The sequence below is a fragment of the Paraburkholderia sp. SOS3 genome (assembly GCF_001922345.1).
GTDB lineage: Bacteria > Pseudomonadota > Gammaproteobacteria > Burkholderiales > Burkholderiaceae > Paraburkholderia.
In genome coordinates this window covers 1,243,689-1,270,006 of the sequence record NZ_CP018811.1, presented here as the reverse complement: position 1 = coordinate 1,270,006, position 26,318 = coordinate 1,243,689, and the positions used below count along the sequence as shown (strand labels likewise).

General features: G+C 62.1%; 25 protein-coding genes. 11 read left to right on the top strand and 14 right to left on the bottom strand.

What is annotated here, in order from left to right:
- Positions 1–37 precede the first annotated feature (37 nt).
- From BTO02_RS05805 to BTO02_RS05790, 4 genes are read right to left on the bottom strand one after another with little or no spacing between them, the layout of a single operon-like run.
- A complete protein-coding gene (locus tag BTO02_RS05805) occupies positions 38–853 on the bottom strand; it encodes an enoyl-CoA hydratase-related protein (protein WP_075156233.1) in 816 nt (271 codons plus the stop codon).
- Complete coding sequence (locus tag BTO02_RS05800) at positions 850–2,028, bottom strand: CaiB/BaiF CoA transferase family protein (RefSeq protein WP_075156232.1); 1,179 nt, start codon at positions 2,026–2,028, stop codon at positions 850–852. The genes BTO02_RS05805 and BTO02_RS05800 overlap by 4 nt, the downstream gene beginning before the upstream one ends.
- Positions 2,025–3,785: a hydantoinase B/oxoprolinase family protein gene (locus BTO02_RS05795; RefSeq protein ID WP_075156231.1), complete on the bottom strand. Its 1,761-nt coding sequence runs from the start codon at positions 3,783–3,785 to the stop codon at positions 2,025–2,027. The genes BTO02_RS05800 and BTO02_RS05795 overlap by 4 nt, the downstream gene beginning before the upstream one ends.
- A gap of 3 nt (positions 3,786–3,788) precedes the next feature.
- Positions 3,789–5,834 (bottom strand): hydantoinase/oxoprolinase family protein, encoded by a 2,046-nt coding sequence (locus BTO02_RS05790; protein ID WP_075156230.1) that lies wholly within the window; start codon positions 5,832–5,834, stop codon positions 3,789–3,791.
- Between the two features lie 241 nt (positions 5,835–6,075).
- Between BTO02_RS05790 and BTO02_RS05785 the strand changes: the two genes are divergently transcribed.
- Positions 6,076–7,014: a LysR family transcriptional regulator gene (locus BTO02_RS05785; protein ID WP_075156229.1), complete on the top strand. Its 939-nt coding sequence runs from the start codon at positions 6,076–6,078 to the stop codon at positions 7,012–7,014.
- A gap of 117 nt (positions 7,015–7,131) precedes the next feature.
- On the opposite strand, the gene BTO02_RS05780 is transcribed toward BTO02_RS05785, so the two are convergent.
- The 3 genes from BTO02_RS05780 to BTO02_RS05770 all read right to left on the bottom strand — a co-directional run bounded on the left by BTO02_RS05780 (position 7,132) and on the right by BTO02_RS05770 (position 9,378).
- Positions 7,132–7,539, bottom strand: a complete 408-nt coding sequence (locus BTO02_RS05780; RefSeq protein ID WP_198039199.1) for a VOC family protein — start codon at positions 7,537–7,539, stop codon at positions 7,132–7,134.
- A 195-nt stretch (positions 7,540–7,734) separates the two neighbouring features.
- Positions 7,735–8,349 carry a TetR/AcrR family transcriptional regulator gene (locus BTO02_RS05775; protein ID WP_075156228.1) on the bottom strand — a complete coding sequence of 205 codons (615 nt, stop codon included), beginning with the start codon at positions 8,347–8,349 and terminating at the stop codon, positions 7,735–7,737.
- A 159-nt stretch (positions 8,350–8,508) separates the two neighbouring features.
- On the bottom strand, positions 8,509–9,378 hold the full coding sequence (locus tag BTO02_RS05770) for a LysR substrate-binding domain-containing protein (protein ID WP_075156227.1): 870 nt from the start codon (positions 9,376–9,378) through the stop codon (positions 8,509–8,511).
- A 107-nt stretch (positions 9,379–9,485) separates the two neighbouring features.
- Between BTO02_RS05770 and BTO02_RS05765 the strand changes: the two genes are divergently transcribed.
- Complete coding sequence (locus BTO02_RS05765) at positions 9,486–9,815, top strand: cupin domain-containing protein (protein WP_075156226.1); 330 nt, start codon at positions 9,486–9,488, stop codon at positions 9,813–9,815.
- Between the two features lie 418 nt (positions 9,816–10,233).
- Here BTO02_RS05765 and BTO02_RS05760 read toward each other — a convergent pair whose 3' ends face one another.
- Positions 10,234–10,641, bottom strand: a complete 408-nt coding sequence (locus BTO02_RS05760) for a MarR family winged helix-turn-helix transcriptional regulator (RefSeq protein WP_075156225.1) — start codon at positions 10,639–10,641, stop codon at positions 10,234–10,236.
- Positions 10,642–11,088: 447 nt separating this feature from the next.
- Between BTO02_RS05760 and BTO02_RS05755 the strand changes: the two genes are divergently transcribed.
- The 3 genes from BTO02_RS05755 to BTO02_RS05745 all read left to right on the top strand — a co-directional run bounded on the left by BTO02_RS05755 (position 11,089) and on the right by BTO02_RS05745 (position 14,440).
- Positions 11,089–11,412 (top strand): DUF1840 domain-containing protein, encoded by a 324-nt coding sequence (locus BTO02_RS05755; protein WP_075156224.1) that lies wholly within the window; start codon positions 11,089–11,091, stop codon positions 11,410–11,412.
- Between the two features lie 507 nt (positions 11,413–11,919).
- Positions 11,920–13,098 (top strand): MFS transporter, encoded by a 1,179-nt coding sequence (locus BTO02_RS05750; protein WP_075156223.1) that lies wholly within the window; start codon positions 11,920–11,922, stop codon positions 13,096–13,098.
- 4 nt (positions 13,099–13,102) lie between these two features.
- Positions 13,103–14,440: a chloride channel protein gene (locus tag BTO02_RS05745; protein WP_075156222.1), complete on the top strand. Its 1,338-nt coding sequence runs from the start codon at positions 13,103–13,105 to the stop codon at positions 14,438–14,440.
- A 204-nt stretch (positions 14,441–14,644) separates the two neighbouring features.
- On the opposite strand, the gene BTO02_RS05740 is transcribed toward BTO02_RS05745, so the two are convergent.
- The 5 genes from BTO02_RS05740 to BTO02_RS35010 form a co-directional block, all read right to left on the bottom strand.
- On the bottom strand, positions 14,645–14,935 hold the full coding sequence (locus BTO02_RS05740) for a hypothetical protein (protein ID WP_075156221.1): 291 nt from the start codon (positions 14,933–14,935) through the stop codon (positions 14,645–14,647).
- A gap of 322 nt (positions 14,936–15,257) precedes the next feature.
- The gene (locus tag BTO02_RS05735) at positions 15,258–15,515 is read right to left on the bottom strand and encodes a hypothetical protein (protein ID WP_156883754.1); all 258 of its coding nucleotides are present in this window, start codon (positions 15,513–15,515) and stop codon (positions 15,258–15,260) included.
- A gap of 67 nt (positions 15,516–15,582) precedes the next feature.
- A complete protein-coding gene (locus BTO02_RS05730; protein ID WP_083615005.1) occupies positions 15,583–17,451 on the bottom strand; it encodes a chloride channel protein in 1,869 nt (622 codons plus the stop codon).
- A gap of 21 nt (positions 17,452–17,472) precedes the next feature.
- Positions 17,473–17,859 (bottom strand): hypothetical protein, encoded by a 387-nt coding sequence (locus tag BTO02_RS35015; protein WP_232243462.1) that lies wholly within the window; start codon positions 17,857–17,859, stop codon positions 17,473–17,475.
- A gap of 288 nt (positions 17,860–18,147) precedes the next feature.
- On the bottom strand, positions 18,148–18,309 hold the full coding sequence (locus BTO02_RS35010) for a hypothetical protein (RefSeq protein WP_232243461.1): 162 nt from the start codon (positions 18,307–18,309) through the stop codon (positions 18,148–18,150).
- An 867-nt stretch (positions 18,310–19,176) separates the two neighbouring features.
- Here BTO02_RS35010 and BTO02_RS05720 point away from each other — a divergent pair.
- The 6 genes from BTO02_RS05720 (at position 19,177) to BTO02_RS05695 (ending at position 25,300) form a co-directional block, all read left to right on the top strand.
- The gene (locus BTO02_RS05720; RefSeq protein ID WP_075156219.1) at positions 19,177–19,893 is read left to right on the top strand and encodes an ABC transporter permease; all 717 of its coding nucleotides are present in this window, start codon (positions 19,177–19,179) and stop codon (positions 19,891–19,893) included.
- Positions 19,890–20,843: a glycine betaine ABC transporter substrate-binding protein gene (locus BTO02_RS05715; protein WP_075156218.1), complete on the top strand. Its 954-nt coding sequence runs from the start codon at positions 19,890–19,892 to the stop codon at positions 20,841–20,843. The genes BTO02_RS05720 and BTO02_RS05715 overlap by 4 nt, the downstream gene beginning before the upstream one ends.
- A gap of 10 nt (positions 20,844–20,853) precedes the next feature.
- Positions 20,854–21,507: an ABC transporter permease gene (locus BTO02_RS05710; RefSeq protein ID WP_075156217.1), complete on the top strand. Its 654-nt coding sequence runs from the start codon at positions 20,854–20,856 to the stop codon at positions 21,505–21,507.
- Positions 21,504–22,673 carry an osmoprotectant ABC transporter ATP-binding protein OsmV gene (locus BTO02_RS05705; RefSeq protein WP_075156216.1) on the top strand — a complete coding sequence of 390 codons (1,170 nt, stop codon included), beginning with the start codon at positions 21,504–21,506 and terminating at the stop codon, positions 22,671–22,673. The genes BTO02_RS05710 and BTO02_RS05705 overlap by 4 nt, the downstream gene beginning before the upstream one ends.
- 154 nt (positions 22,674–22,827) lie before the next feature.
- Positions 22,828–23,958 (top strand): mechanosensitive ion channel family protein, encoded by a 1,131-nt coding sequence (locus BTO02_RS05700; RefSeq protein ID WP_075156215.1) that lies wholly within the window; start codon positions 22,828–22,830, stop codon positions 23,956–23,958.
- A 73-nt stretch (positions 23,959–24,031) separates the two neighbouring features.
- Positions 24,032–25,300, top strand: a complete 1,269-nt coding sequence (locus tag BTO02_RS05695; RefSeq protein WP_075156214.1) for a cation:proton antiporter — start codon at positions 24,032–24,034, stop codon at positions 25,298–25,300.
- A 65-nt stretch (positions 25,301–25,365) separates the two neighbouring features.
- Here BTO02_RS05695 and BTO02_RS05690 read toward each other — a convergent pair whose 3' ends face one another.
- Positions 25,366–25,752 carry a histidine kinase dimerization/phospho-acceptor domain-containing protein gene (locus BTO02_RS05690; RefSeq protein ID WP_156883753.1) on the bottom strand — a complete coding sequence of 129 codons (387 nt, stop codon included), beginning with the start codon at positions 25,750–25,752 and terminating at the stop codon, positions 25,366–25,368.
- Positions 25,753–26,318: the final 566 nt, after the last annotated feature.

Genomic DNA, 26,318 nt, shown 5'->3' with positions numbered 1-26,318 from the left:
ACTGTAAAACCGATACCGCTGTACCGCCGCCGAACGGCTAACGGCCCTTGAATACGGGCTGCCGTTTCTCGTTGTATGCGCTGATGCCTTCGAGCCTGTCGGCAGTCGGAATCAGCCGGTTATACGCTTCGATCTCCAGATAAAGCCCGGTCCGCAGATCGCCCTGCATGCCGAGGTCGATCGCCTTCTTCGCCTGCACGACCGAGAGCGGTGCGCTGCTGCAGATATCGCGTGCGGCCTCGATCGCGTCGGCCAGGACGCGGCCCGGCTCGCACAGCCGGTTGACCACGCCCCACGCAAGCGCTTCGTCCGCGGTAAAACGCGCGCCGCGGAAAATCAGCTCTTTGGCGCGGCGTGCGCCGATCGTGCGCGGCAATTGCTGCGTGCCGCCGCCGCCAGGCATGATGCCGCGCTTCACTTCGGTAAAGCCGAATACGGCCGTCTTCGCTGCATAAGCGAAATCGCAGGCGAGCAGCAGTTCGAGACCGCCGGCCACCGCCGAGCCGTTCGCCGCGCAGACCAGCGGCAGCGGGCAATACGTGAGCGCGCGGTTCATCCGCTCGAACAGGTAATGCTGCACGCCGAACCGTTCGTCGCTCATGCCCTCGCGTTCTTTCAGGTCGGCCCCCCCGCAGAACGCGCGCTCGCCGGCGCCGGTCAGGATCACGCAGCGATATTGCGCAGGGTCCGCTTCGAGCGCGCCGAATACGCGAATCAGTTCGTCGCCCATCGTCGTGGTGATCGCGTTCGACGCCGCCGGGCGATTCAGGGTCACCACCAGAATCTGCTGGTCGATCTCCTCGAGCTGCAGCGTCGCAAGCGGGTTCGTACCAAGGTGTGAGGCAAGTTTCAAGGTGTCTCCAGTGGCGTCTTCGCCAGCAGATGGTTGTGTTCGCCGAGCTTCGGCGTGCGGCCGTTGCGTGCGGGCCGCACGCCGCCGAACGACACGGGCAGGCCCACAAAACTCGCCGCGCCGTCGTCGGTCGTGCGCAGGATATCGAGCGCCTTCGTCTGCTCGTGCGCAACGACTTCGTCGATTGTCTGGATCGGGCCGCATGGAATGCCGGCAGCGTCGAACCGGTCGAGCCAATGCGCGATGCGCGCGGTGCCGAACGCCTGTTGCAGCAATTCGATCAGTTCGACGCGATGCTCGACGCGCGCGCCATTCGTCGCAAAGCGGACGTCGTCGGCCAGCGCGGGCAGGCCGAGCACCTCGCACAAACGCCGGAACAGCCTGTCGTTGCCGGCCGCGACCATGATCGTGCCGTCGGCGCATGCAAATGCCTGATGCGGAACGATCGCCGCCGTGCCCGAACCCCAGCGGCCGGGCAAGTTGCCCGATGCGAGGTAGTCGGCGATCTGCATCCCGGCCCAGCTCAGCGCGGTCTCGTACAGCGAAACGGAAACGACCTCGCCCACGCCGCTCGCCGCACGGCGAAACAGCGCGGCCAGTATGCCAAGCGCCGCCCACAGGCCCGTGCCCATATCGTTGACCGATACCGGAATGCGGCTCAACGGTTCGCCCGGGCCGCCGAGAAAGCTCATCAGGCCGGACAGCGCCTGCGCGAGCGGATCGTAGCCGGGCTTGTCGCGCCACGGTCCGGTCGTGCCGAATGCGCCGAGATTGCAGTACACGAGCGACGGCTTCAGCGCGAGCATCTGTGCGCTGCCCAAGCCGTATTTCTCCGTGCCCCCGGCTTTCAGGTTTTGCAGCACGACGTCCGCGCGCCGCACGATCAACTCGCGCAACGCCGCCGCGTCGTGCGGGTTCGACAGCGACATCGTAATGCTCGACTTGCCGTGATTGACCGCATGAAATAGCGCCGCGGCGCCGTCGATAAACGGCGGCCCCCAATCGCGCGCGTAGTCGCCGCCCTCCGCGCTTTCGATCTTGATCACGTCCGCGCCGAGCGAACCGAGGATCATCCCCGCATAGGGTGCCGCGAGGCTATGGCCGATCTCGATCACGCACACCCCTTCCAGCGGCAGAGACCTGCGTGCGGGCGTAGCGGTAGCGGTCTTTTTCATGCGCCGGCCACCGCAAGCGTCGGGACGTCCGCGGCGGCCTCGGAAGTTGCATGTGCAACGTCTTCGACATACCCGTACAAGCGGCTCGCCGCGTCCTTGCTGATGTAACCATCGGCAAGATCGGCCGCGACGCGTTCGCGTTCGCGCAGCGACGGATCGCCGTAGCCGCCGCTGCCGGCCGGCTGCACCGTCACGCGATCGCCGCGGTACACGACCGTTTGCCCGCCTTTCGCCGGCACCGCATGCTCGCTGCCGTCCGCGCGTTGCACCGTGCACAGGAAGCGCTCGCCCGGCAGGCCGTCGAAGTGGCCTTGCGGCGCCGACCGGCCGCGCTCGCCGGAGATCGTAAACGTCGCTTCGTCGTATTCGACGCGATAGACGCGCCGCGACGTCAGCCCGCCGCGACGGCGCCCGGCGCCGCCGCTATCGGCCACGAGCGACCACTCCTCGACGAGCAACGGCGAGGTCCGCTCGATCATCTCGACCGACTGGCTGCCCGCATTGCCGACATACACGCGAACGCCGTTCACGCCATCCTTGTCCGCACGCGCGCCCATCCCGCCCGCATGCACGTCATGCATCGTCACGAACTCCTGGCCGGTCTCTTCAACGCGCGCCACATCGGTATCGCGTCCGCTGAAGATGCCCGCACACGACGCGCAGTTGCTCTGTCCGGTGATCCGCTCGGGCACCGCCGGCGCGAGCGCCTTCAACAGCAGGTCGATCACACGCGGCGAGGTCTCGGTGTTGCCCGACACGACCGAGGCCGGGTAGCGGCAGTTCAGCACACTGCCCTCGGGAGCGACGATCGTAACCGGCCGATAGCAGCCCTGATTGATCGGGATGCCCGGGTCGGTCAACGCCTTCACGGTGAACCATGTGCTGTTGCAGGTCACCGAAAACGGACAGTTGACGCCGCCGCGCACCTGCGCGCCGGTGCCCGTGTAATCGAACGTGATGCAATCGCCCGCCACCGTCACCGTCACCTTGATCAGGGGCCGCTCCTGCTTCCAGCCCGGCGCTTCGATCGGATCGAGCAGTTCTTCCGCCTCATAGACGCCATCGGGAATTCGCGCGATTTCCGCGCGAATCAGTTTTTCCGAATGGTCGAGGCTCTGGCTCATCACGTCGCGCAGCGCATCGGCGCCGTACTTCGCGACGAGGTCCGCAATACGGCGGTCGCCGACGAAGGTACCTGCGTATTGCGCCTGAATATCGAGTTTCAGCTCGTGTGCGTTGCGGCTGTTGCGCGTCAGCAGCTCGAGCATGTCGCGCACCGGTTCGTCGTTCCGATACAGCAATACCGGCGGAATGCGAATGCCTTCGGCGAACACGTCCCAGGTCGTGATCGTATAGCTGCCCGGCGACTGCCCGCCGATATCGGTCCAATGGCCGCGCGTCATCACGAACGCGACGATCTTGCCGTCGGCGAACACGGGCCGCGTGAATTGCACGTCGGGCTGGTGATTGCCGCCGCCGACATACGCATCGTTGCTGACGATGACATCGCCCGGACGCAGATTGTCGCGGCCAACGGCTTCGACCGACACGCGTGTCGAGATCACCGCGGAGCCGAGCATCGTCGGGATGTCGTTGCCTTGTGCGACGAGCTGCATATCGGCATCGAAAATTGCGGCCGACGAGTCGCCGCTTGCATGCATCAACGGGCTGCCCGCGGTGCGCATCATCGCGATCTTCATTTCGCGGGCGATAGCAAAAAGACTGCTGCGAATGATTTCGTAGGTAACGATATCCATAGGTCAGGCGGCCAGTTCAATGACAAGATTCAGATCAGGGTCGACGCGCGCGACATGCGACGCTTTCAGCACGGCGCAACTACTGTGCTCTTCGATCACGGCCGGCCCCTCGACATGCGCGCCGACCGGAATCTCCGCGCGCGCGAACACCGGCAGCGAATGGACGCCGCCCTCGATGTACACGTCGCGCCTGCGCACCGGCTTCGGCTGCGCGGCGGCGTCGGGTCGTGCCACGCCGCCGCGCCAGCCCGTCGACGTGATCAGTTGCAGCCGCACATTCGCCACGACGACCGGCTTGTCCTTGCTGACAAAATTCCACTGCCGCTGATGCGCGGCCTCGAAGCTTGCCGCGAGCGCCGCGCACACCCCTTGCGTGCCGTCCTGCACGGCAACCGTCATCACATCGGGCTGGCCTGCGTAGCGGCAATCGGCGAGCCGCACGACCTTCACGCCGCCCGGATCGACGCCGTGCCGCTGCAATTCGTCGATACCTTGAGCAAGCAGACCGTCGAGCGCTTCGCCGAGCGTCGCGTCGTCGATCCTCGCCAGGTCGCATTCGAGCGGCCGCTGATAGTCGTACTGCTGATCGGCGACCATCATGCCGAATGCGCTGAAGAGGCCCGGCAGCGGCGGAATCACGACGCGCCGGATACCCATCTGCTGCGCGAGATCGAGCGCGTGAACCGGCCCCGCGCCGCCATAGCAGATATACGAGAACTCGCGAGGATCGTAACCGCGCTCCACGGTCATGATGCGGATGGCCTGCGCCATCAGCGCATTGGCTACCGCCCGGACAACTTGCGCCGCTTCCGGCACGCTGATGCCAAGCGGCTTCGCGATCACCTCGTCGACCACGCGCCATGCGGCCTTGGCGTCGAGCCGGAATTCGCCGCCGAGAAAACTGTCCGGATCGATATAACCGAGCACGAGATTGCAATCGGTCACCGTCGGCCGCGTGCCGCCGCGCCCGTAACACGCGGGACCGGGGTCGGCGCCTGCGCTTTCGGGCCCGATCCGCACCCCGCCGCCCGCATCGATCCAGACAAGGGAGCCGCCGCCCGCGCCGACCGAGTCGATATCGATGCTCGGCGAGCGCACCGTGTAGGTATGCAGCAAGTTCCTGTTACGCAGTTCGGGCCGGAATTCGCGGATCAGCGAGACATCGAACGTGGTGCCGCCCATATCGCCGAGAATCGCATTGCGCAGTTCGCTCTTTTCGCAATTGCGCAGCGCCGCGCTGACGCCGCCGGCCGGCCCCGACTCGAGCAGCACGATTGGCCGGTCGGCGACCATCGCCGGGCTCGCGAGCCCGCCGTTCGATTGCATGAACAGAAACTTGCCGGCAAAGCCGAGCTGCGCAAGCGTACTGACGAGCCGCCCGATATAACGGCCGCAGACCGGCCCGAGCATCGCGTTGATGACGGTCGAGCTGGTGCGCTCGTACTCCATTGCTTCCGGGTTCACCTGATGCGATGCACAAATAAAGTGGTCCGGCAGCAGTTCGCGCAGCGCGTCGACCGCCTGCTGCTCGTGCAACGGATTCAAGTGCGCATGCAGCAGACAGACCGCGACTGCCTCGATATCCGATGCGCGAATGCGCTCGGCAATCTGCTCGAGTTCCGCGCGCTCGAGCGGCGCGATCGCCGTGCCGTCGTGACGCATCCGCTCGCAGACCTCGAAACGCCAGCGGCGCTCGACGAGCGGCCGCGGATTGTCGAACAGCAGGTCGTACAGGTCCGCGCGGTCGTGCCGCGAGACGCGCCTCAGTTCGAGGATGTCGCGAAACCCGCGTGTCGTGACGAGCGCCGTTTTCGCGCCCGTGCCTTCGACGACCATATTGGTCGCCATGGTCGTGCCGTGGCCGAGAAACGCGACGTCGGCGCTGGCCGCACCGGACAACTCGAGAATTCTGCGAAAACCTTCGACCGTTCCAACCACCCGGTCTTTCGGCGTGGTCGGAACCTTCGTCGACCAGATGCGCCCCGTTTCGTCATCCAGCATCACGACATCGGTAAATGTGCCGCCGACATCGATACCGATTCTTTTCAATTGCCTCTCTCCATGCGCACGCCGAAGCGGGACGGCGGGGCCGTGGCGTCGCTGAGGAATGTTTCACCCGTTATGATGCGTCCCAGGCCGAGTTCGTACGCGATCGCGAGCGGGCCGTGACAGGCCGTTGCAAGCCGGCCAGCCGCTACGCGCAATGAGCATCGACAGAACGAGTGTATGGGCGATGCGTGCGTGCCGATAATGAAACGTTGCGATCAGGTGAAAGCGAGGAGTTATATCGGTGATAACCAGTATCGATGCGATATTGAGGAGACTGCGCGGCAACCACGTCGCACTGCTGATTGCACTCGACGACCACGGTTCGCTGCGTAAAGCGGCGCAGCAGGTGTCGCTGTCCCAGCCCGCGATGACGAAGTCGCTGCGCGAGATCGAAGCGATGTTCGGCGCCGAGCTCTTTTCGCGCTCGCCGCGCGGCATCGTCGCGAACGAGATGGGACGCTGCGTGATCCGCCACGCGCGCACGTTGCGCTCCGAGATCAGCGCGCTGCGCGACGAGCTCGCGGCGATCATGCGCGGCAGCGGCGGCACGCTCGCAATCGGCGCGGTCATGGGATCGTTGCCGGGGTGGCTGACGCCGATCCTGAAAGCATTGCGCGAAGTACAGCCGGATATATCGGTCGAAGTGTGGGAAGACAACAGCGCGCGGCTGCTGTCGATGCTCGACCAACGGCTGCTCGATCTGGTGATCGGACGACCGAGCATCAGCGTGCATCCCGAGGCTTACGATTTCATGCCGCTCGAAGTGGAGGAGGTGTGCCTCGTGGTGGACGGCGGCGATCCGCTTGCAGACGCGACACACATCGAACTGGCCGACCTCGCCGGCAACCCATGGATCGCGCCACAGGCCGCGCTGCCGATGCGCTCGCTGCTCGAGCAGCTGTTCGACGACGCGCAATTGCCTTTTCCGCGCTATGCGATCGAAACCTCGTCGACCTTCGCCACGCTGTCTCTATTGCGCTCCGGCGTCGGCACGATCGGCCTGATGCCGCTCAAGGTCGCGCAATATTTCGCGCAACACGGGCTCCTCAAGGTGCTGCCGTTGAAGATCGAGCGGCGCGGGCCTCCGTACGGCATTGCGACGCGCCGCGGCGCGACGCTGACGCAGCCGGTGCAGCGCTTTGTCGACCTGTGCCGCGCGCGGCTCGATGAAGCTCGATAAAGGTGGGAAACAGCGCGCTTCGGCGAAAGCGTGGTGACCGAAACGCGCCTGCGTGGCGGCAATCCTGGTTCGCGGCAATGTCTTACGCGTCCATTGTCCCGACCCAGGCATTTCCCTTCAGTTCCGGAAAGAGTCGCGATACTCAGGCGCGGCATCCGCACGCGTATTCAGTTCGAACATCACGCCACCGGGAGCCCGGCAGAAAAAGCGCGAACCGCGGCCATTGTTGAACACTTCGGTCTCCATCTCGACGCCGTCCGCCTTGAAGCGTTCGTATAGCTCGCAAACAGCGTCGAAATCCGGCAGTTCGAATCCCGCATGGAACGCCGTAGGCCACGCCGGAATATCGTGACTGCTGGCGTCGATCACCACATCGAAACCGGGACGCTTGAGTATGTAGGACCCCTCCCAGGTGCCCGAAACGGTGAAGCCCAGGTATTGCTCGAAGAACTGCGCGGTAGCGGCCGCGTCGGCCGAGGGGAAGCTCAGATGGTTGAGCTTCATGTTTTGGGTCAGATCGTTCATCGTCGTCTCTCTTTCAATAACTGTGGGCACTGCCGCCCGACGACGTCAGAATAAAAGCAAAAGCTCACATTCAACAACTCGCATTACGATCGCTTCGCCGTGTGCCGTAAAGCCCCCGCGTTGCGTGCGTTCCGGACCACCGGGCACGGCCGGGCTTGCTGCGATTGCTCACATTCCGTCCGCTCGCGGCGAACGTCAGCCGGCCCTCTCGACCCTCGACAAATAGCCGAAAGCAGCCGCGCGCACGCGCTGTTCGAGGCTCGCGAGGTCGCGCTCTCCGCGCGCGCCGGCCGAGTCCGTCAAAGCCTGGATCATCGCGAGCAGATCCGCTGCCGCCACCTCAGGATGCTCGAGTCGCGGGGCCGCACGTTTGACGATGGCGACAACCAGCGCTTCGAACTCCCCTTTTTCGATTTCGCCGCGCAATGCTGGGCTGCTCTCCTGCACGTCGAGCAGCTTCGCCAGCATCGGCCGCCGTAGCTGCTGACGCACCGACGCGCCGATCAGATACTCGAGCGCGGCCTTGCCGCTGCGTTGAGCGAGCGCGTCTGCCGCATCGTCGTAGAACCGCTTTGTTTCGCGCCGGATCAGTGCGACCGTCAGCGCGTCCTTGCCGGGAAAGTACTGGTACAACGACCCTATGCTGACGCCCGCGCGCCGGGCGATCGCGTTCGTGTTGAAGCCACCGAGCCCGCTCGTTTCGAGAACCTGTGCAGCGGCTTCGATGATCGATTCCACGGTTTCCTCCGCGCGCGCCTGGCTCGGCTTCTTGCGCGGTCGCGTGTGAGCAGGTCGTGAAGAGTGCGCCATGTATCGTCTTTTGTTTCGGGTAGCCGTGCCGGTGAACGTGCGCCTCGTTCTTGCGAAGCGAGGCGTTTCAGCATACAGGCAGACTGTCCGGCTTGCATATCGGAGCCGGACGGCCAGCTTCATCGTCTGGAATACGAGCGCCGGGCAATCCTCATTGCCCTACACGCGGCTCTCGCCTTTCAGCCACTCGCGAAGGCTCTCGAGCGCGTTATCGGACCGCCCGCTCATCGTGCAGAAAGCGAAGACGGCGCCGCTCGGTTCGAAGCCAAGCGGCGCAATCAATCTGCCTTGCGACAGTTCGCGCTCGACGAGCAACGCCGGGGCAATCGCGACACCAAGACCGGCAGCCGCCGCTTCAAGAAGCAAAGACAGGTGGTCGAAGCAACGGCCATTCGCGAACATGGCCGGTTCAAGCTCGTTGCGGGACGCCCAATCCTCCCACGCGCGAGGACGCGACGTGGTGTGCAGCAGCGGCTGACCTTGCAGTTCGGTCGGCGTGGCAATGCGATGAGGCCAGTCCGGTGCACAGACCGGGCCGATGGTTTCTTCGAAAAGGCGCTCGGCGTCGACATCCGCCGGCCAGCTGCGGTCGCTGACAATGAGGCAATCGACGACATGCCGCTGCAGATCGTCCATCGTCGTACTCGTCTGCAAGCGGACTCGAACGTCGGGATGGACCGCCTCGAAACGATCGAGCCTCGGGATAAGCCAGTTCGACAGAAAACTACCGGGCGCACCCAGCACGATTTCGGCGATCGGGGCTTGCCCGGCAATCTCCGCGCAACGTGCTTCCAGCAGCGCGAAGATATGATCGGTAGCGAGCTTCAGGTTCTGCCCCTCCGCGGTCAATCGCACGCCGCCCGCATGGCGCACGAACATCGCTTTGCCGAACCACTGTTCAAGCTGACGAACCTGATGGCTCACCGCACTGTGGGTTACGTGCAGTTCCTGCGCGGCCGAGGAAAGGCTGAGGTGGCGGGCAGCGGCATCGAAGGCGCGCAGCGTATTAAGCGGGGGAAGTCGGCGCATAGGGTGGAGATGTCGATTTAACTCACATGGGGGTGCACAAATTTATCGCTACCCCGCCGGTCGTTCCCGTCGTTAGAGTGACGTCGAAGTCACGACAGGAGTCTTGCATGAACGATACAGACATTCCACTGGCCAATGCCAAGGTTCTCTATAAAACGCTGCTAAGCGAGCAGAGCTATAGCGTCTCCCAAACCACGGTTCGCGCGGGAGGCGAAACGCAGTGGCACCACCATACGCATGTCAAAGATCGCTTTGTCGTCGTTCAAGGCACCTTGACGGTCGAAACGAAAACAGGCGGGCTCATCGACAGCACGCAAGTGCGTGACCACTACACCGTCGAACCCGGCGTGATACACCACGTCAAGAACGAAACGGCAGACGATGTGGTGTACATCATGATTCAATCCGGTGGAGTACGCGACATCGTGCTCGCGTGAAGACAAGCTTCGCAGGCGTGGCGTCATAGCGGTATCGGTTGTTCGACCGATACGTTGAAGAGCACGGCGTCGACCTGCTGGGCGATTCGCACGCGTTGCCCGATGCACTCTGTGCGAGCCTCGAGCTCGCACCATTTCCCGCCTGCCCCATTCCTCCGGCTTTCTCATCGGCGCCACTGTGCTTATCTGAAGTCAGATCATCAATGCGCGTCTGCTGCTAGCTGTCAAGCGGCTCGCGGAGCAGTGGCGCGGCGGTGCACTATCGGGTCCCGTCGGCGCGACCAGCGCGTAAGCGCCGCGCCTCGCGTGACGGCATTCCTGAACCGGGCGATCCGCAATCGATGTGAAGGCACGGCTGGTCGGCACGGCAATGTCGAACGACCAGTTTCGAACGACCAGTTGCCCATCCCGTTACCGTCTAGCGGAAAAGCCAGCCGGACGCCTTGATCTCGGCTTTATGAAGTGCGGCAAGCCGGTTCAGGAGACGTTCGCCCTTGCGCGTCAGATGCACTTCGACCTGGCGACGGTCTGCCTGGCCCGGTTTTCTAACGACGAGCCCTGCCAGCTCGCAGCGCGATACCAGCGCGGCCGTACCGTTCGGCGCCGCCTGAAGTCGTTCGGCCAGCTCTCCGACGCTGGCCCAGCGCCGCCCGGGGATACCCCTGACATGAAGCATCAATTGATATTGAAGCGGCGTAACGCCTGCGATATGCGTGACGTTCTCCGAAAACCGCAGGAAGCGCCGGAGTCGATAACGGAATTCCGACATCGCCTCGAGATCCTCCTTGCTTGGAGGTTCGAATGCCGAATCCGTGTGCCTTACCATGTCTCCCCCGGGATAGAGGCGAATCCGTTCACGTATGTCATGTTGATTGCTGAAACCGGTACACATTGATCGACGATGCATCCGACTCCTTACAGCGTGAGATGCACCAACTCCGGACCCGTCACGTAACCCGTTGCCCGCCGGGCTGCCCGGACTTGCCGATTGTACCCGCACGGCGACGCCAATCTTCCGCGACCATCGTCTGCCGCAATCTTCTGGTCGCGCGATCACGCAAAATCCGTTTGACGCTTTGCCCTTTGCCCTTTGCCCTTTGCCCTTTGCCAACCGATGCAATCCCGAGTCATCGAAATCCTCATATGTCACAATGTGCCATAATGAAGAGAATCCGTTATCTGGACCTCGCGTCCGCTGGCTTGCACATTCATTACGACCATTCCGCAAGCGAGTTCCCAGCGGCAACGCCATCATCCGCCCGGAGGTGTTCGCATGCTTGTCACTTTCAAATGCCGTTCGACGCCTGATGTAGTCATGTTGAGAAATCTGGCTCAATATCTGCTCACACTCATCGGCAAGCAGGTCGGCAGTCGCGGCGTCATCAGCCATGACGAACTCGACACGGCGATATCGCGACTGCAGTGCGCGATCGAAAAGGAGGCCTTGGCCGAGGCGGCGCTCGACGCCTTGCATCATGTGCCGAATGACCATGGCTCACACGACGACCCGGAAGCCGTCAAGCATCGCGCCTGGCCCCTTCTCGACATGATGCGCGAGGCGCATCGTCACGGCGACGATATTTTGTGGGGCTTGTAGGCAGAGTGATTAAACGAGTCAGTCGACGTGTCGCCCCATGAGATCAATGTCAAAACCGCAAGTACCCGATCAAAAGCATCACGACCGCCGTTCAATACGCTCAAGGGGACGCGCATGAAATGGTGGAAATTTTTCGGCTATAGCGTTCTGGCAGTGATCATTGTCGTTCTGTTGGGCAGTCTGTACGCAATCCTGCATGGAGACGTCATCGCACACAACGCATACCGGAACTAGGCATCCGTGAACAGCGGCACGAGCCGCCGACCACCATGGCGTCGCGCGCGACGATAACATGGATTAGAATGTCACATTGTGCCTTATTCGTCGTCGCTGCATGATCGCCGTTCCGCAGATTTCTGCGATGTCCCGACCTGCCGCTGCCTGCCGCTGCCTGCCGCTGCGTATCAAGGCCGCGTTTTCAACCTGCGCTGCCGCTACCTTTGATCGGCGTCGCGCACTCACTTCGCCAGACCGTCAGTGTCCAATCCGTCCGCCCCTCCAACACGTATGAGTGCGTCCGAATCGCGCGCGACCGTGGCGCTTGCGTCGATCTTCGCGTTGCGCATGCTCGGTCTCTTCATGATCATGCCGGTGTTCTCGATCTACGCGAGGACGATCCCGGGCGGCGACAACGTGTTCCTCGTCGGCGTCGCGCTTGGTGCGTACGGCGTCACGCAGTCGCTGCTGTATATCTTCTACGGCTGGGTGTCGGACAAGGTCGGCCGCAAACCCGTGATCGCAACGGGCCTGCTGATCTTCGCGCTCGGCAGCTTCGTGGCCGCGCTCGCGCACGACATGACGTGGATCATCGTCGGCCGCGTCATTCAGGGCATGGGCGCGGTGTCGTCGGCGGTGATCGCGTTCATCGCCGATCTGACCTCCGAAGAACATCGCACGAAAGCCATGGCGATGGTCGGCGGCAGCATCGGCATTTCGTTCGCGGTGGCGATCGTCGGCGCACCGGTCGTGTTCCAGTGGGTCGGCATGAGCGGGCTCTTCGCGCTGGTCGGCGTGTTCTCGGTGCTCGCGGTCGGCGTCGTGCTGTGGGTCGTGCCCGATGCGCCGAAGCCCGTGCACGTGCGCGCGCCGTTCAGGGAGGTACTGCACAACGTCGAACTGCTGCGGCTCAATTTCGGCGTGCTCGTGCTGCACGCCACGCAGACCGCGCTCTTTCTCGTCGTGCCGCGCATTCTCGAAGCGGACGGCCTGCCGGTGCGCTCGCACTGGATGATCTACCTGCCCGTCATGGGGCTGTCGTTCGTCATGATGGTGCCCGCGATCATCGCGGCCGAGAAACGCGGCAAGATGAAAGCGGTGCTCGTCGGTGCGATTTTCCTTATCCTGACCGGCCAGTTACTGCTGGGCGCCGCTGCGCATACCATAGCGATCGTGGCGGCGATCCTGTTCGTCTATTTTCTCGGCTTCAATATTCTCGAAGCGTCGCAGCCTTCGCTGGTCTCCAAGCTGGCGCCCGGCACGCGCAAGGGCGCGGCGGTCGGCGTCTATAACACGACACAGTCCATCGGGCTCGCGCTGGGCGGCGTGGTCGGCGGATGGCTTCTGAAAATCGACGGATCGAGTGCCGTGTTCTTTACGTGTTCGGGGCTTGTTTTCTGCTGGATGGTCATTGCTGCCCGAATGAAACCACCACCACAGAGGCAATCGCGCCATGTCGACGCAGCATAGAAAAATGAACCCGCGGACATGGCTCGGCGGCCGCCTGCCGCTGCTCGGCGACAGGCGCGCCCGCGCTCACGTGCGTCGGCTCTGGCTGCATTACGGCGTCTTCTGGCTCGGTGCGATTGCAGTCGGCCTCGTTGCCGTCGCTTACGCGAAATTGATCGATTTCGGCTATCAGATGTTCCTGCATTACGCAGGACAGCGACCGTGGCTCCCGTTGCTGGTCACACCGGCAGTCGGCGCCGCGTCGGTGTGGATCACCCGCCGTCTGTTCGACGGCTCCGAAGGAAGCGGCATCCCACAAGTGATCGCCATACTGCATGGGCCGCCCGAACTGGCCGATCGATTGTTGACGCTGCGCGTGCTGGTGGGCAAGATTCTCGTTTCCTTTCTGGCGATTCTCGGCGGATTCACCATTGGCCGCGAAGGGCCGACGATCCACGTCGGCGCGTCGCTGATGTATTCGCTGCGCAGGCTCTATCCGAAACGCTTCCGTGCGATCCGGCCTGGCGTACTCGAGCGCCGGCTCGCGCTCGCCGGCGCGGCTGCCGGCCTCTCCGCGGCGTTCAACGCGCCGCTCGCCGGCATCGTCTTCGCTATCGAAGAGCTGACTCGCAGCTTCGAGTCGCGCACGAGCGGCGTGCTCATCACGGCCATCATCTATGCCGGCGTCGTTTCGCTAGCACTGCAGGGCAACTACGTCTATTTCGGAACCATCGACATCGGGTCGCAACTGCCGCGCCTGTTAGCGCCGGCCGTCATCCTGATCGGCGTCGTAAGCGGACTATCCGGCGGTTTCTTCTGCTGGCTGCTATTGAATACGCGCCGCTGGATGCCGGCTGCGCTCGTCGACCTGCGCACGCGCCAGCCGGTACTGTTCGGCGCGCTTTGCGGCTTCGTCATCGCGGTTGTAGGGGTTCTTGCCCACGGCCACACTTTCGGAAGCGGGTATGCGGAAGCTCAGGGCATGCTCGACGGAAAAGGAAACGTCAGCGCCCTCTACCCCGCGCTCAAAATGATCTCCATGGTCGGATCGTATCTGCCCGGTGCGCCAGGCGGCCTGTTCGCGCCGTCGCTCGCGATCGGCGCAGGTCTCGGCAATACGTTGCATATGCTGCTTTCGCCGATGCAGCTCACCATGCTGATCGCGCTTGGCATGGTCGGGTATCTGGCCGCCGTCACGCAAAGCCCGATTACGGCGTTCGTCATCGTCATCGAAATGATCAACGGGCACGCGCTGGTGATTTCGCTGATGGCCACGGCGTTAATTGCAAGCCGCGTCTCGCGCATGTTTGCGCCGCCGCTATACGAAGCCCTATCGACCCGGTATCACACGGATCGCCATTGAATCGCCAATACGGCTCATCACGACCGCCAATCCTCTCGCCGTAAATTGCGGGTTCGAAACAAGCGATCCTTGAATTTCCGGCATCCCTGAAATGACTCGCGCGCAAATACGCGCGGCACGCGTGGCAAAAAAACAGCAGCCGGGCCCCAAGGACCCGGCTGCTTCGAGCCTCACCGGATGGCCGGGATTGACCCGACCCACGGCTCAGTGATGACGGAAAAGCGAGGAATCAAAGCCCGGTTCCCTGTCGACTCGCGAAGGTGCGCGCGAGCCGGCTTCGCTGGTACCGCTGCGCACGCCACCGTAAGCGGTCGAGTTGTCATTCCACTGCTTCGCTTCGGCAGCGAGCGTTTGCGCGCTTTGCCCACGTTGCGAGGCGGGCGCACCGGCCGACGGATGATAAAACGGCGCCGGGCCGTAGCCGCTTGCAAAAGCGGGCGCTGCCAGGGCTGCGGATGCGGCGACAAGAACCGTTGCGATGATCTTCGTGTTCATAAGTACTCCAACTCGTATAGGTTAAGGATTACACCGTTACTCGCTTGCTCTTTCGTTCAAGCATTCTCGCGGCGACAGGGAAAGTGTAGGTCTTAACCTTCGAATCTTTGTACTGGCTACCCGGAAATTACTATCGCGTCGATTGAAACAGCGGCGCAGCCCAGCAAACAAGCGGCTCCCCGGTATTGCCGGGGTCTCGCGACGTCTTACAGCGGTTTTTTGAGCCGATCGGGCATTCACGCAGGCGATGCGACACGTCGCCCGTCAATCTCTCGTGCAAACAATCGACACGCCAATCTGACCTCGGCCCGGGCACCTGCGATCAGAAGCCTATGTAGTACGGCTGTACATCCATCTCTTCCGACCATATCTGTATATCCAGCATCTCGGCGAAGTCGAATGCCTTGCCGCGGTATATGCAGCAGAAACCACCGGCGGTCCGATAAACAATGACCCATTCCGGATGGACGTCTACCTCCGCCGTTTGCATCGTCCGTATCGCATCACCCAAGGTATCGAGATGTAGCCTCTGACGCATGCGATGCCCGAAACTCTCCAGTTGATCTTTTAGTTTCATCATCTGCTCGCTGGTCTGCTGATTTCCCGCGCGGTTTGCGTCGGCTATTGACGGGTGTCGCCGGTTCCGCTTACCCGGGAAAGATCCTGATCGTGCTTGCCACTGCTTCCGCGATGTGCTCTTTCGCGATGACGCCCAGCACCTGAACCGGATCGTCGCGGCGACCGCTCTTGACCACGACCGCCATGACGGCCTTGCGCTTCCTGAGTTCGCTGATCACCCCGAATACGGCGTCCCTCTCCTGCACGACGATGAAGTTTCGCTGCGCGAGCGAACCTAGCGTGATGTCGGACGCGCCCTGGCTCACCGCACGGCGCAGACCGGTATTGATGCGCAACACACCGTAGATCTCGCTATCTCGCGTGACGACGATATGCCGGAACGCCTGTTCCGCCGCAGGTGAAAGCGTTGCCCGAAACTGTATCTGTGCATCCAGCATGAGGACGTCGGTCTCCATGACCTGACCGGCGCTTTGCACGAGAAACATGTTCGCGTGCAAAGCGTTCGGGATCGGATGCCCACGACGCACGAGCTTGAGCGTATAAATGCTCTCCGGGGACAACATGCGCCGCACGCCCAGACTGAATGCAACTGCGACGATCATCGGCAGCACGATGTCGTAGTCGCGGGTCATCTCGAAGACCATCGCGACGGCGGTCATCGCCGCGCCTGTTGCGCCACCCACCATGGCACCCATGCCGACCATCGCAAACGCGGGTCCGCTGACGGGCGCACCAGGCAAGACAGCGGCAATCGCCGCGGCAAGCGATGCGCCGAGCGTCGCTCCGATAAACAGCGATGGCGAGAATACGCCGCCGGAAGAACCGGAGCCCAGACTCGCCGATGTCGCCATCGTCTTGCATGCCGCAAGCAATAGCAGAAACAGGCCGCCTTCCAGTTGCCCATAAAGGGTAGCCTGGATAGGAGCGTATCCGACTCCTTCAATGAAGTAATGGCCCGCGTACCTTTGCAGTCCATACATTCCAATGCCGACCAGCAGCATGCCGAGCATATGCCGGGCGTAACGTCCCGGCACGAGGTCGAAAAGGTCCTCTGCCCAGTGCAGCGCCTTCACCAGCAGAGCAGCCGCGGCACCGACGATCGCACCGAGAAGCGCATACAGCAGCAGCGTGAAGGCACTCCCTGGCTGGTTCGGAATCGCCCCGAGCTGTGCCGGAACAAGAAACGCGGGCGCGGCACCAAAAAAGAGCCGTCCAATAAACGTTGCGGTGCCGGTCGAAATGGCGACCGGCAGGAAAGTGTTGACGCTGATCTCCGGCATCATCAGCTCGGTGGCAAACAGCACGCCCCCGATCGGCGTATTGAAGGTTGCAGCGATGCCTGCGCCGGCGCCCGCCGCAACGAGCGTGATCCGCTGGCCCGCCGTCATCGATATGACTTGTCCTAGCGTGGAACCGAGCGCGGAGCCAATCTGAATGATCGGCCCTTCCCGGCCCACCGCGGCGCCTGAACCGATCGCAAACGCCGAAGCGATCGATTTGACGACGGCGACCACAGGGCGTATCTTGCCGCGCTTGTAATAGATGGCATCCATCACTTCGGGAACGCCGTGTCCTTTCGCTTCCGGTGCGAACGTGCTCACGAGCCAGGTCACGACCAGGCCGCCGGCCACCGGCACGAGAATGACAAAACCGCCCCATGGCGATGCAGGCGTAAATTGGGTGGCGTCGTACGCGAATGAAAATCGTCCCAGAAAAGACATGTTGTGCACGAGTCCGATCAGGCCGCGGAAGACGACTGCGCCGAATCCCGTCACAACCCCGACGATGAGCGCAAGAAAGCACAACCAGTACAGACCGACTGATTCGCCCGGGTCGTCGTCCGGATGCGCGGTCTTGTATGGCTGGGAAGGCGCGACCTTCACATGGCGCGAATGATTGCTCTCTGCAACATCGGAGTCGGAAAGTTTGCTCGCCATCGTTAGGTGCCAGTGCGCGAATCAGCTTGTCCTGTTCATCCGCGCCATCATGGCTGCGGTCTGTTCTCTCGCGAGGGCACAACGCATCGCCAGCAGCATGACCACGACGCTCCAGATCGTCACGAGCACGATGTCCCACCCGAAGCCGATCGCGCCGGTTCCTCCGCCGATTCCACCGAGGTACGACAGCATCCAGATTCCCCCGAACCATGGCAACAGCCAGCCGATGTGTTTCCAGCCGAATTCGCCACGAGGTTTGCGCGCAATCAGGTGATAGTGCAGCGCATAAAGCACGAAGCCGATTGCAACGAGCGAGAACAGAAAGGTATTCGTTCGATATCCGGTCCAATAGATAACGAGGTTGCTGCAGATAAACGCGAGCGGCGCAAGGATGCGAGCGCCCCACATGCGGAACGGCCGCGGCACGTCTGGAAGATTGCGCCGCAACACAGCGCGGTGAACATGCCCGAAAGCTCATATGTCCCGGGCGCCGCGCGCGCGACGTTCCAATGAGTGCTAGCCGTCATCAGCCCGGCAATCGTCACGACCGGCACCCGTATCTTCCACCCAGATTCGCCCGAGCCCTTCGCCGTGACTCGCGTGGCTCATATGCACGAGCGCGCCGCTGCGTGGAAAGATGGCTGCCAGCTCAGCGAAACATAGTGCGATCAGCATGATGATGATCGCCCCCAGGGCTCAGCTGCCTATGCTCAGCGGCCCGGCTATCTTCGACGCATGGTACGCACCGAATAGCCAACCCGATCCGATCATGCTCGTGGTGCTGGCAAACAGCAACCCGACGAGACCGGCTTCGCGGCGCAGCCGTCCGGATAATGTCAGGTTCCGGATGGTGCTCATGGCTGGCCTCCTTTCGTGCAACTTACCGCGTCAATCCCGTTGCCGTCGCATGGCATCGTGGAATTTCATCTCTTATTCATGTTATGTCACGGCATGCCATAAATCCATGTGCGCCGTCGCAAATTTCCTGCTCGTACCCGGGTCGATTCAGTTGCCCCAGTAAGCATCCGGTGTGCCCACCGCTACGCACCTGAATACACGAATTCGACGACATTCGCAGGTTGCTCGCATGCCGGATTCCAACTCTTGCAAAGCCGTCTTTTCTCGACCGTGATCGAGCGTTCATAAGCTTATGGGGCTTGTATAGCGGCGTCGGCGCAGCGAGAACAGATCGTGGACAGATGTGCGCGACACCCATTGAATAATATTTCGTATTCCATAACTACGAATTTTTTATTGAAATTGAATGCATGATGTTTCGACGTTTCTCGTGCTTCGCGCAGCATCGAATTCCGGGTGCAGGGTGGACGTGACCAATTTGGTGGCCTATAATCGGCCCGTTTCTATCTCAATGTGACTAATTCGTGCGTGCCTTGATGCAGTTCTCTTCGAAGTATCGGGGTTGCATCGGCTTCGCCAGACCAAACGGGGCTTCGGCCTCAGCGGTTCGGGGTTTCCCTCCGTATCCTTGCCGTCTTTTTTAGGCGGTGCCTTGCCCGCGCGCGTATCGCGTTGCCGGGCCGAACGTGACGACCAGACGAACGCCCCGGGCGTTCCCCTTCGTATCGACCATGCGTGTTCGCGGCCGATGCGAAACCGTTCCCGTCGATTCCATCGCAGTCCACGGAATCCATATGCACATGCGCGGCCCGGCCCGGCGCGCATCAGCGGGCTATCGTCCGCTGCATCGAAAGGAGGTGTTGTTACATGACACGGCGCACAGCCCGATACCTGATCAGCCTGCTAGCGATAAGCATCGTCGCCTGGACCCTCGTGCGCGGTATCGGTGCCGGCGCATTGGAAAATCGGGCCGGCGACCTGCTGTACTACACAGAACGGCATCTGCTGCTGGTCGGTTACTCGATGGCGCTTGCGATCGTAGTCGGCATACCGTTCGGTGTACTGTTGAGCCGGCCCGCGTTGCGGCGCTCGGCGGAGCATCTGATGCAGATCTTCAACGTCGGCAACACGATCCCGTCGCTTGCGGTACTCGCGATCGCGCTTGGCGTGTTCGGCATCGGCGATGTGCCGGCCGTCATCGCGCTGTTTCTTGCGTCGCTGCTGCCGATCATGCGCAACACCTATGAGGGCGTGAAAAGTACGCCATCCGCTTTGCGCGAGGCAGCGCAAGGACTCGGCATGACCGGCTGGCAAGCGCTGTTGCGCGTCGAACTGCCACACGCGATGCCGATCGTGGTCGGCGGCATCCGCACTGCGCTGGCAATCAACGTCGGCACCGCGCCGCTCGCCTATCTGATCGGCGCCGACAGCCTCGGATCGCTGATCTTTCCGGGCATCTACCTCGACAATCAGTCGTTGCTGCTGATGGGCGCGGCGACCACCGCCATCGTCGCGTTGATGCTCGACGGCGTGGTCGCGGCGGGCGGGAGATGCTGGGTCATGCGCCACGGAGGTGCGGCATGAAGCGCGCCACGCTCGAACTATCGGCCCGCATTGCGCGCGCCACGCGCGGCGCCTGGCGGCGCCTGGCCGTCGCCGGCGCGCTCGGTGCGCTGCTCGCCGTGACAAGCGCCCCGGCAATCGCCGCCGACATTGTGCTCGGCGCGAAGAACTTCACCGAACAGTACGTGCTTGCGGAAATCACGTCGCAATATCTGCGTGCGCGCGGCTATAGCGTGGAAGTGCATGCCGGCCTCGGCAGCACGCTGATGCGCAGCGCACTCGAGAATGGCCAGCTCGATGTCGTATGGGATTACACCGGCACGGCCGCGCTCGTGTACGACAAGATCAAGGAAAAGCTCGGCCCGGACGAGATGTATCGCCGAGTCAAAGCGCTCGATGCGCCGCGCGGGCTGATCTGGCTCGCCGAATCGCCGCTCAATGACACGTATGCACTCGGTTTGCCGAGTGCGTTCGCCGAACGCACGGGCATCCGCACGATCTCGCAGCTGGCGGCCCACATGGCAGCCGCTCCAGACGAGTCGCGCCATTACGTGTTCGGCATGGATGCGGAATTTGCGAACCGCCCGGACGGACTCAAGCCGCTGCTCGCAAAGTACGGCATGCACTTCACGCGGCCGCAGTTGAAGCAGATGGATCCGGGGCTTGTCTACACGGCACTGCACAACGATCAGCTGACGATCGGTCTCGTCTACACGACCGACGGACGCGTGAAAGGCTTCGGCATCGTACCGCTCGAGGACGATCTGCAGTACTTCCCGCCCTACAACGCGACGCCGATCGTGCGCAAGGAAGTGCTCGACCGCAATCCCAAACTCGCGGCGCAGCTCGATGCACTGTCCGCCGCGCTCAACAACGACGTGATGCAGGACATGAACAAGGCAGTAGACCTCGACGGCCAGTCCGCGCAGGCCGTCGCCGACCAGTTCCTGCGCACGCACAAGCTGCCGTGAGGAAGATCGTATGAGCGTATTCGACTATCTGTCCGCCAACTGGCCCGAGCTGTTGCAATTGACGCTGCAGCACTGCTACCTCGTCGGTTCCGCCGTGGGCTGCGCGATCATCGCAGGCGTGCCGCTCGGCATTCTGATGAGCCGCTACGAATGGCTCGCCGCACCGCTGCTGGGCATCGCCACCGTGATCCTGACCCTGCCCTCAATCGCACTATTCGGCCTGATGATTCCCGTGTTTTCACGCTTCGGCGCAGGCATCGGCGCGGTGCCCGCCATCACCGCGGTATTTCTGTACTCCTTGCTGCCGATCATGCGCAACACCTACCTCGCGTTGCGCAATGTCGATGGCGGCATCAAGGAAGCCGGTATCGGCATCGGCATGACGTCGTGGCAGCGGCTGCGTCTGGTCGAGTTGCCGCTCGCCGTGCCGCTGATTCTCGCGGGCGTGCGCACCGCGGTGGTAATGAACATCGGCGTGATGACCATCGCCGCCGTGATCGGCGCCGGCGGACTCGGCTCGCTGATCATTCGCGCAATCGGGCAGAGCAGCATGATGAAGTTGCTGGTGGGTGCCGTGCTCGTCAGCATGCTCGCGATCGTGGCGGATTTACTGCTGCAGGCGCTGCAGCGTGCGCTGACACCAAAGGGGATGCAGAAGACATGATTGAACTCGACCAGTTGACCAAGACCTTCACGCAAAAAAACGGCCAGCCGGTGCGCGCCGTCGATACAGTGAGCCTGAAGGTGCAGGAAGGCGAAATCTGTGTTTTCCTCGGGCCGTCGGGCTGCGGCAAGACCACCACGCTGAAGATGATCAACCGGCTGATCAAACCGACCTCGGGCCGCGTTCTGATCAACGGCGAAGACACCGGCAAGCTGAACGAAGTCGATTTGCGGCGTCACATCGGTTACGTGATTCAGCAAATCGGCCTGTTTCCGAATATGACGATCGAGGAGAACATCACGGTCGTGCCCCGCCTGCTTGGCTGGAACAAAAAGCGCTGTGCGCAGCGCGCGACCGAATTGATGTCGATGGTGGCGCTCGATCCGAAGCTGTATCTGAAGCGCTATCCACGCGAACTGTCGGGCGGCCAGCAGCAGCGCATCGGCGTGATTCGCGCGCTGGCGGCAGACCCGCCGGTACTGCTCATGGACGAACCGTTCGGCGCGGTCGATCCGATCAATCGCGAGGCGATCCAGAACGAGTTCTTCCAGATGCAGCGGCAATTGAACAAGACCGTGATCATGGTCAGCCACGACATCGACGAGGCGATCAAGCTCGGCGACCGCGTCGCGGTGTTCCGTCGCGGCAAGCTCGTTCAATACGATCACCCGGACACGCTGCTCGCGCACCCGCGCGACGAGTTCGTGGGCCAGTTCGTCGGCCAGGACAGCACGCTGAAGCGTCTGCTGCTGGTCAAAGCCGGCGACGCGGCGACGCAGCCTGCGACCGCGCATCCGGATACGCCGCTCGCCGACGCGTACGCGATGATGGACGAGAGCGACAATCGCTATCTGACCGTTGTCGATGCGAACCATCGCGCGTTGGGCTTCGTGACGCGGCGGGCAGCGCGCGGCGCGCAAGGCGTATGCGCCGACAAGCTCAGCCCGTTTCCGGCCACGGCCGCGCCAGACGACAATCTGCGCATCGTGCTGTCGAAGCTGTATCAGTATCGCTCGTCGTGGATGCCGGTACTCGATGCAGACGGAAACTACCTGGGCGAAATCACACAAGACTCGATTGCCGATTATCTGAGCTCGGGTCGCTCGCGGCATCAGACCGGACAGGCGCCGGGAAACCCCGCGCACACAGCGCCGTCTGCCGCGTGACATGCCCTACCCGGTACGATCCGTGCAGTCTCGAACAGCTCTGCAGCGAGGCGACGTCGTGCAGCGTCAATTTATTGGGAACTTCCCGGAAAGCCATTTGACAGAAAGTGAAAGCTGATCATTCCATTACCGTCCACATGCCCGGAAAACCAAGATGAAACGCTGGCTCGACCTGAACGCCTTCCTCGGTATCCCAGCCACGCAATGGGTGTATGCGGTTATCGCGGCAGTGGTTGCATACATGCTCATTTCGGCGGTACTGCGATTCGCGATTGCCCGTCTCGAACGGCTCGCTGCACGCACGTCCACGCATATCGACGATGTAGCCGTCGAGGTTCTCGAACGCACACACAGGCTAACCATACTGGTTGCGGCTTTGCTCGTCGGCTCGGAATTCATCGCGCTACCGGAAAAATGGGACGTGCGACTCGGTCACCTCTGGTTTCTCGTCATCGGGTTCCAGCTGGCGCTCTGGGTCAATCATGGCGTGACCCTATGGACCACACGCCGTCTTCGCAGCGAGGCGATTGCCTCACACAATCCCGTGATCACGACCATGATGTCGTGGAGCCTGCGCGCGCTGCTCTGGGCCGTGCTGCTGCTTGCCGTGCTCGCCAATATGGGCGTCAATATCACCGCCTTCGTCGCCAGTCTGGGCGTCGGCGGCGTTGCGGTTGCGCTGGCCGTGCAGAGCATTCTGAGCGATCTGTTCGCTTCGCTCGCCATCGGCCTCGACAAGCCATTCGAAACGGGTGACTTCATCGTGTTCAACGACGTGGCCGGGAGCATCGAGCACATCGGCCTGAAAACGACGCGCATCCGCTCGCTGAGCGGCGAAGAGATTATCTGCAGCAACACGGAGCTGCTGAAAAACACGATTCACAACTACAAGCGCATGGCGGAGCGTCGTATTCTGTTTGGATTTCGCATCACCTATGACGCCACACCCGAACAGCTGCAGGCAGTGCCCGGGATCGTCCGAAAGGCGGTCGAAGCCGAGGAAAATGCCCGCTTCGATCGGGCTCACTTCAAGCAGTTCAGCGAAAGCTCACTCGATTTCGAGGTCGTGTACTACGTCACGGACCCGGGCTACAACCTGTACATGGATGTCCAGCAACGCATCAACCTCGAACTGATGAAAGGGCTTGCCACGTTGGGTGTCGATTTCGCCTTTCCCACGCGAACGCTATACGTCGCGACGCCCGCAAAGGAGACGTCCCCTACGGGCAAGGACGGCAAGCCGCACATCCGCGCCGTACCGCGTGCTACACCCGGCATGAACTGAGCGCCGTATGGCGCGCGGATGGGCGTGATTCGCCCCCAGGCTCGCCAGAAAATTCCATCGAAGGAGACGGGAGTTGCTTGACATCGTCGCCATTGGGCTTTCCGTCACGGCGCTTCTCGCCTATATCAATTACCGCTTCATCGGATTGCCGACCACGATCGGTGTCATGGTGACGGCGCTGACGCTCAGCCTCGCGATCGTCGGACTGGACGCACTCGGCATCGCGCATCTGCCGAAGCTTTTCGCGCGCTCTTTCGTCGACTCGATCGATTTCAGCGAATTGCTGCTTCAGGGAATGCTCTCGCTGCTTCTCTTTGCGGGGGCCTTGCATGTCAATCTCGCAAGGTTAAGGCGATACCGCCTTCAGATACTGGCATTGGCGTTCGTCAGCACCGCCGCGTCGACGGTCATCGTCGGCGCGGCGGTGTGGTTCGTTTCGCCGTATCTGCACCTCGAGCTTCCGCTGCCGTACTGTCTTCTCTTCGGGGCGCTGATCTCGCCCACGGACCCGGTCGCGGTCATGGGACTCATGAGGACGTCGGGATCCCCGCCCGAACTCGAAACCGTCATCACGGGCGAATCACTGTTCAACGATGGGGTGGGCGTCGTCCTGTTCTCGCTAATTATGGTGCTCGTCAACAGCGGCCGGGCTCCATCGCCGTCCGTGGGCGCCCTCGATCTGCTTCGCGAAGCGGGCGGAGGGATGGTCTTTGGCGCGGCGCTTGGCTTTGTCATGTACCGGCTGCTGAAATCCGTCGATCAGTATCAGGTTGAAGTGCTGATTACGCTTGCCGGCGTGCTCGCAGGCTATGCCGCAGCGATTCACCTCGGCGTTTCGGGGCCGCTCGCGATGGTCGTGGCCGGCGTGTTGACAGGCAATCGCGCGCGCGAACACGCCATGTCGGAAACCACCCGGCGCTACGTCGACATGTTCTGGGAGATCATCGACGAAATTCTGAATGCGCTGCTGTTTGTGCTCATTGGTCTGGAGGTTCTGCTGATCGCGTTTCCCGCGCGCGTGATCGTAGCGGGCCTTGTGGCCTTTGCGGTATCGGTGCTATCGCGGCTGATCACCGTTGGGGCGCCGGTGGCGCTGGCCGGCCGTCATTTCGACCTGCCAGCAGGGTCCTGGAAGGTTCTGACGTGGGGTGGGTTGCGCGGAGGCATTTCGGTCGCGCTCGCGCTTTCCATTCCCGCTGGCCCGGCCCGCGACAGCATCCTGGCCATCACGTATTGCGTCGTCGTTTCGTCGATCATGATTCAGGGTTTGACTATTGCCCCGGTCGTGCGCAACGCGCTTCGCCCCGCCTCGGTGTCAAGATCCGCCGACGATGGCTCGTGACGGAAGGACCGCGTGAGTGTCAAGCGAGTGTCAAGACCGGCATCGCGCAATCAACCGCATTGCCGTCATCGTCCTCCGTCGCCTTCTTTCATCGCGGTTCGCAGTAGCGCCAATGCGTTCCTGATCGCTTCAACCAGCTGCTGTTCCTCGACCTGCTTCGGACCATAAACGAAGAGCGCGCGAATCCACTCGACGATTTCGTTGGATCGCATAACGTTGTAAACGATACCGTCCAATGCTCTTTGTGCTTCCACCACATTAGGTGGATTCGCGGACAACCACCTTGCGGCTGCCTGCGCATAAATCAGCGTCGCGGTGATGGGCTGCTTTATTTCTTCCGAAATCGACGCAGTCATCTGTTCCAGGTCTGCCGCCGCGCTCACCGTCTTTGGATCACCACTCATTCCACGACGACTGCTTTCGCCCACAGGCTTGATTGCGTCGTTCTTCATGCTTCGTCGCCTTATAAAGTAACAGGTAGCTTTACAGCACGAAGGCAGTCTAGCGCAAAGGACTTGCAGAAAAGACGGCGATTCTGAATCAGATATTTGCTATTTCGTATAACTATACTTGGCGCTACATTCCCTTCTCTTACCTCACACAAAGCGCGCCACGAAATTTTGGCTAAAGCGCATCGAATTGCCATCACGACACGCCTGATCAGCAATCGATGAAACAGAGATATTCATTTTCTCGAAGGCTTGCGTGCGGCAAGTTATCTTGCGCCTTGCCCAAAGTTGCAGCGCGCAGATTCGTCGATGTTCGCCTGGAGGAATACTAAGCTCCTTCCGTTGCTTCGAACCGTGGAAACGTAGGCCGGCTAACACGAGCCCTGGCCGCAAGTTCGATCGAGGATGTATTCCAGGCCGCCGTGTCAAAAACGACAGTGTTCCCGGCAGAGTCGGTCACGTGCACCGCGCGCGCCGCGCCGACCGGCCAGATCAACCGCATGTTGCAAGGTTATCGTGCAAAGCCCCTTTAAATAGGCGTTCCGACAGGGGTGCCTGACAACAAAGCG

What these genes read in the sequence shown, in the direction of transcription:
- BTO02_RS05765 (WP_075156226.1), top strand. Translation starts at nt 9,486, where the DNA reads ATGAACGATACAGACATTCCACTGGCCAATGCCAAGGTTCTCTATAAA.
- BTO02_RS05795 (WP_075156231.1), bottom strand. Translation starts at nt 3,785, where the DNA reads ATGGATATCGTTACCTACGAAATCATTCGCAGCAGTCTTTTTGCTATC.
- BTO02_RS05690 (WP_156883753.1), bottom strand. Translation starts at nt 25,752, where the DNA reads ATGAAGAACGACGCAATCAAGCCTGTGGGCGAAAGCAGTCGTCGTGGA.
- BTO02_RS05720 (WP_075156219.1), top strand. Translation starts at nt 19,177, where the DNA reads ATGACACGGCGCACAGCCCGATACCTGATCAGCCTGCTAGCGATAAGC.
- BTO02_RS05800 (WP_075156232.1), bottom strand. Translation starts at nt 2,028, where the DNA reads ATGAAAAAGACCGCTACCGCTACGCCCGCACGCAGGTCTCTGCCGCTG.
- BTO02_RS05760 (WP_075156225.1), bottom strand. Translation starts at nt 10,641, where the DNA reads ATGGTAAGGCACACGGATTCGGCATTCGAACCTCCAAGCAAGGAGGAT.
- BTO02_RS05770 (WP_075156227.1), bottom strand. Translation starts at nt 9,378, where the DNA reads ATGCGCCGACTTCCCCCGCTTAATACGCTGCGCGCCTTCGATGCCGCT.
- BTO02_RS05730 (WP_083615005.1), bottom strand. Translation starts at nt 17,451, where the DNA reads ATGGCGAGCAAACTTTCCGACTCCGATGTTGCAGAGAGCAATCATTCG.
- BTO02_RS35015 (WP_232243462.1), bottom strand. Translation starts at nt 17,859, where the DNA reads ATGTGGGGCGCTCGCATCCTTGCGCCGCTCGCGTTTATCTGCAGCAAC.
- BTO02_RS05780 (WP_198039199.1), bottom strand. Translation starts at nt 7,539, where the DNA reads ATGAACGATCTGACCCAAAACATGAAGCTCAACCATCTGAGCTTCCCC.
- BTO02_RS05715 (WP_075156218.1), top strand. Translation starts at nt 19,890, where the DNA reads ATGAAGCGCGCCACGCTCGAACTATCGGCCCGCATTGCGCGCGCCACG.
- BTO02_RS05755 (WP_075156224.1), top strand. Translation starts at nt 11,089, where the DNA reads ATGCTTGTCACTTTCAAATGCCGTTCGACGCCTGATGTAGTCATGTTG.
- BTO02_RS05705 (WP_075156216.1), top strand. Translation starts at nt 21,504, where the DNA reads ATGATTGAACTCGACCAGTTGACCAAGACCTTCACGCAAAAAAACGGC.
- BTO02_RS05740 (WP_075156221.1), bottom strand. Translation starts at nt 14,935, where the DNA reads ATGAACACGAAGATCATCGCAACGGTTCTTGTCGCCGCATCCGCAGCC.
- BTO02_RS05750 (WP_075156223.1), top strand. Translation starts at nt 11,920, where the DNA reads ATGAGTGCGTCCGAATCGCGCGCGACCGTGGCGCTTGCGTCGATCTTC.
- BTO02_RS05745 (WP_075156222.1), top strand. Translation starts at nt 13,103, where the DNA reads ATGAACCCGCGGACATGGCTCGGCGGCCGCCTGCCGCTGCTCGGCGAC.
- BTO02_RS05735 (WP_156883754.1), bottom strand. Translation starts at nt 15,515, where the DNA reads ATGATGAAACTAAAAGATCAACTGGAGAGTTTCGGGCATCGCATGCGT.
- BTO02_RS05775 (WP_075156228.1), bottom strand. Translation starts at nt 8,349, where the DNA reads ATGGCGCACTCTTCACGACCTGCTCACACGCGACCGCGCAAGAAGCCG.
- BTO02_RS05710 (WP_075156217.1), top strand. Translation starts at nt 20,854, where the DNA reads ATGAGCGTATTCGACTATCTGTCCGCCAACTGGCCCGAGCTGTTGCAA.
- BTO02_RS05700 (WP_075156215.1), top strand. Translation starts at nt 22,828, where the DNA reads ATGAAACGCTGGCTCGACCTGAACGCCTTCCTCGGTATCCCAGCCACG.
- BTO02_RS35010 (WP_232243461.1), bottom strand. Translation starts at nt 18,309, where the DNA reads ATGAGCACCATCCGGAACCTGACATTATCCGGACGGCTGCGCCGCGAA.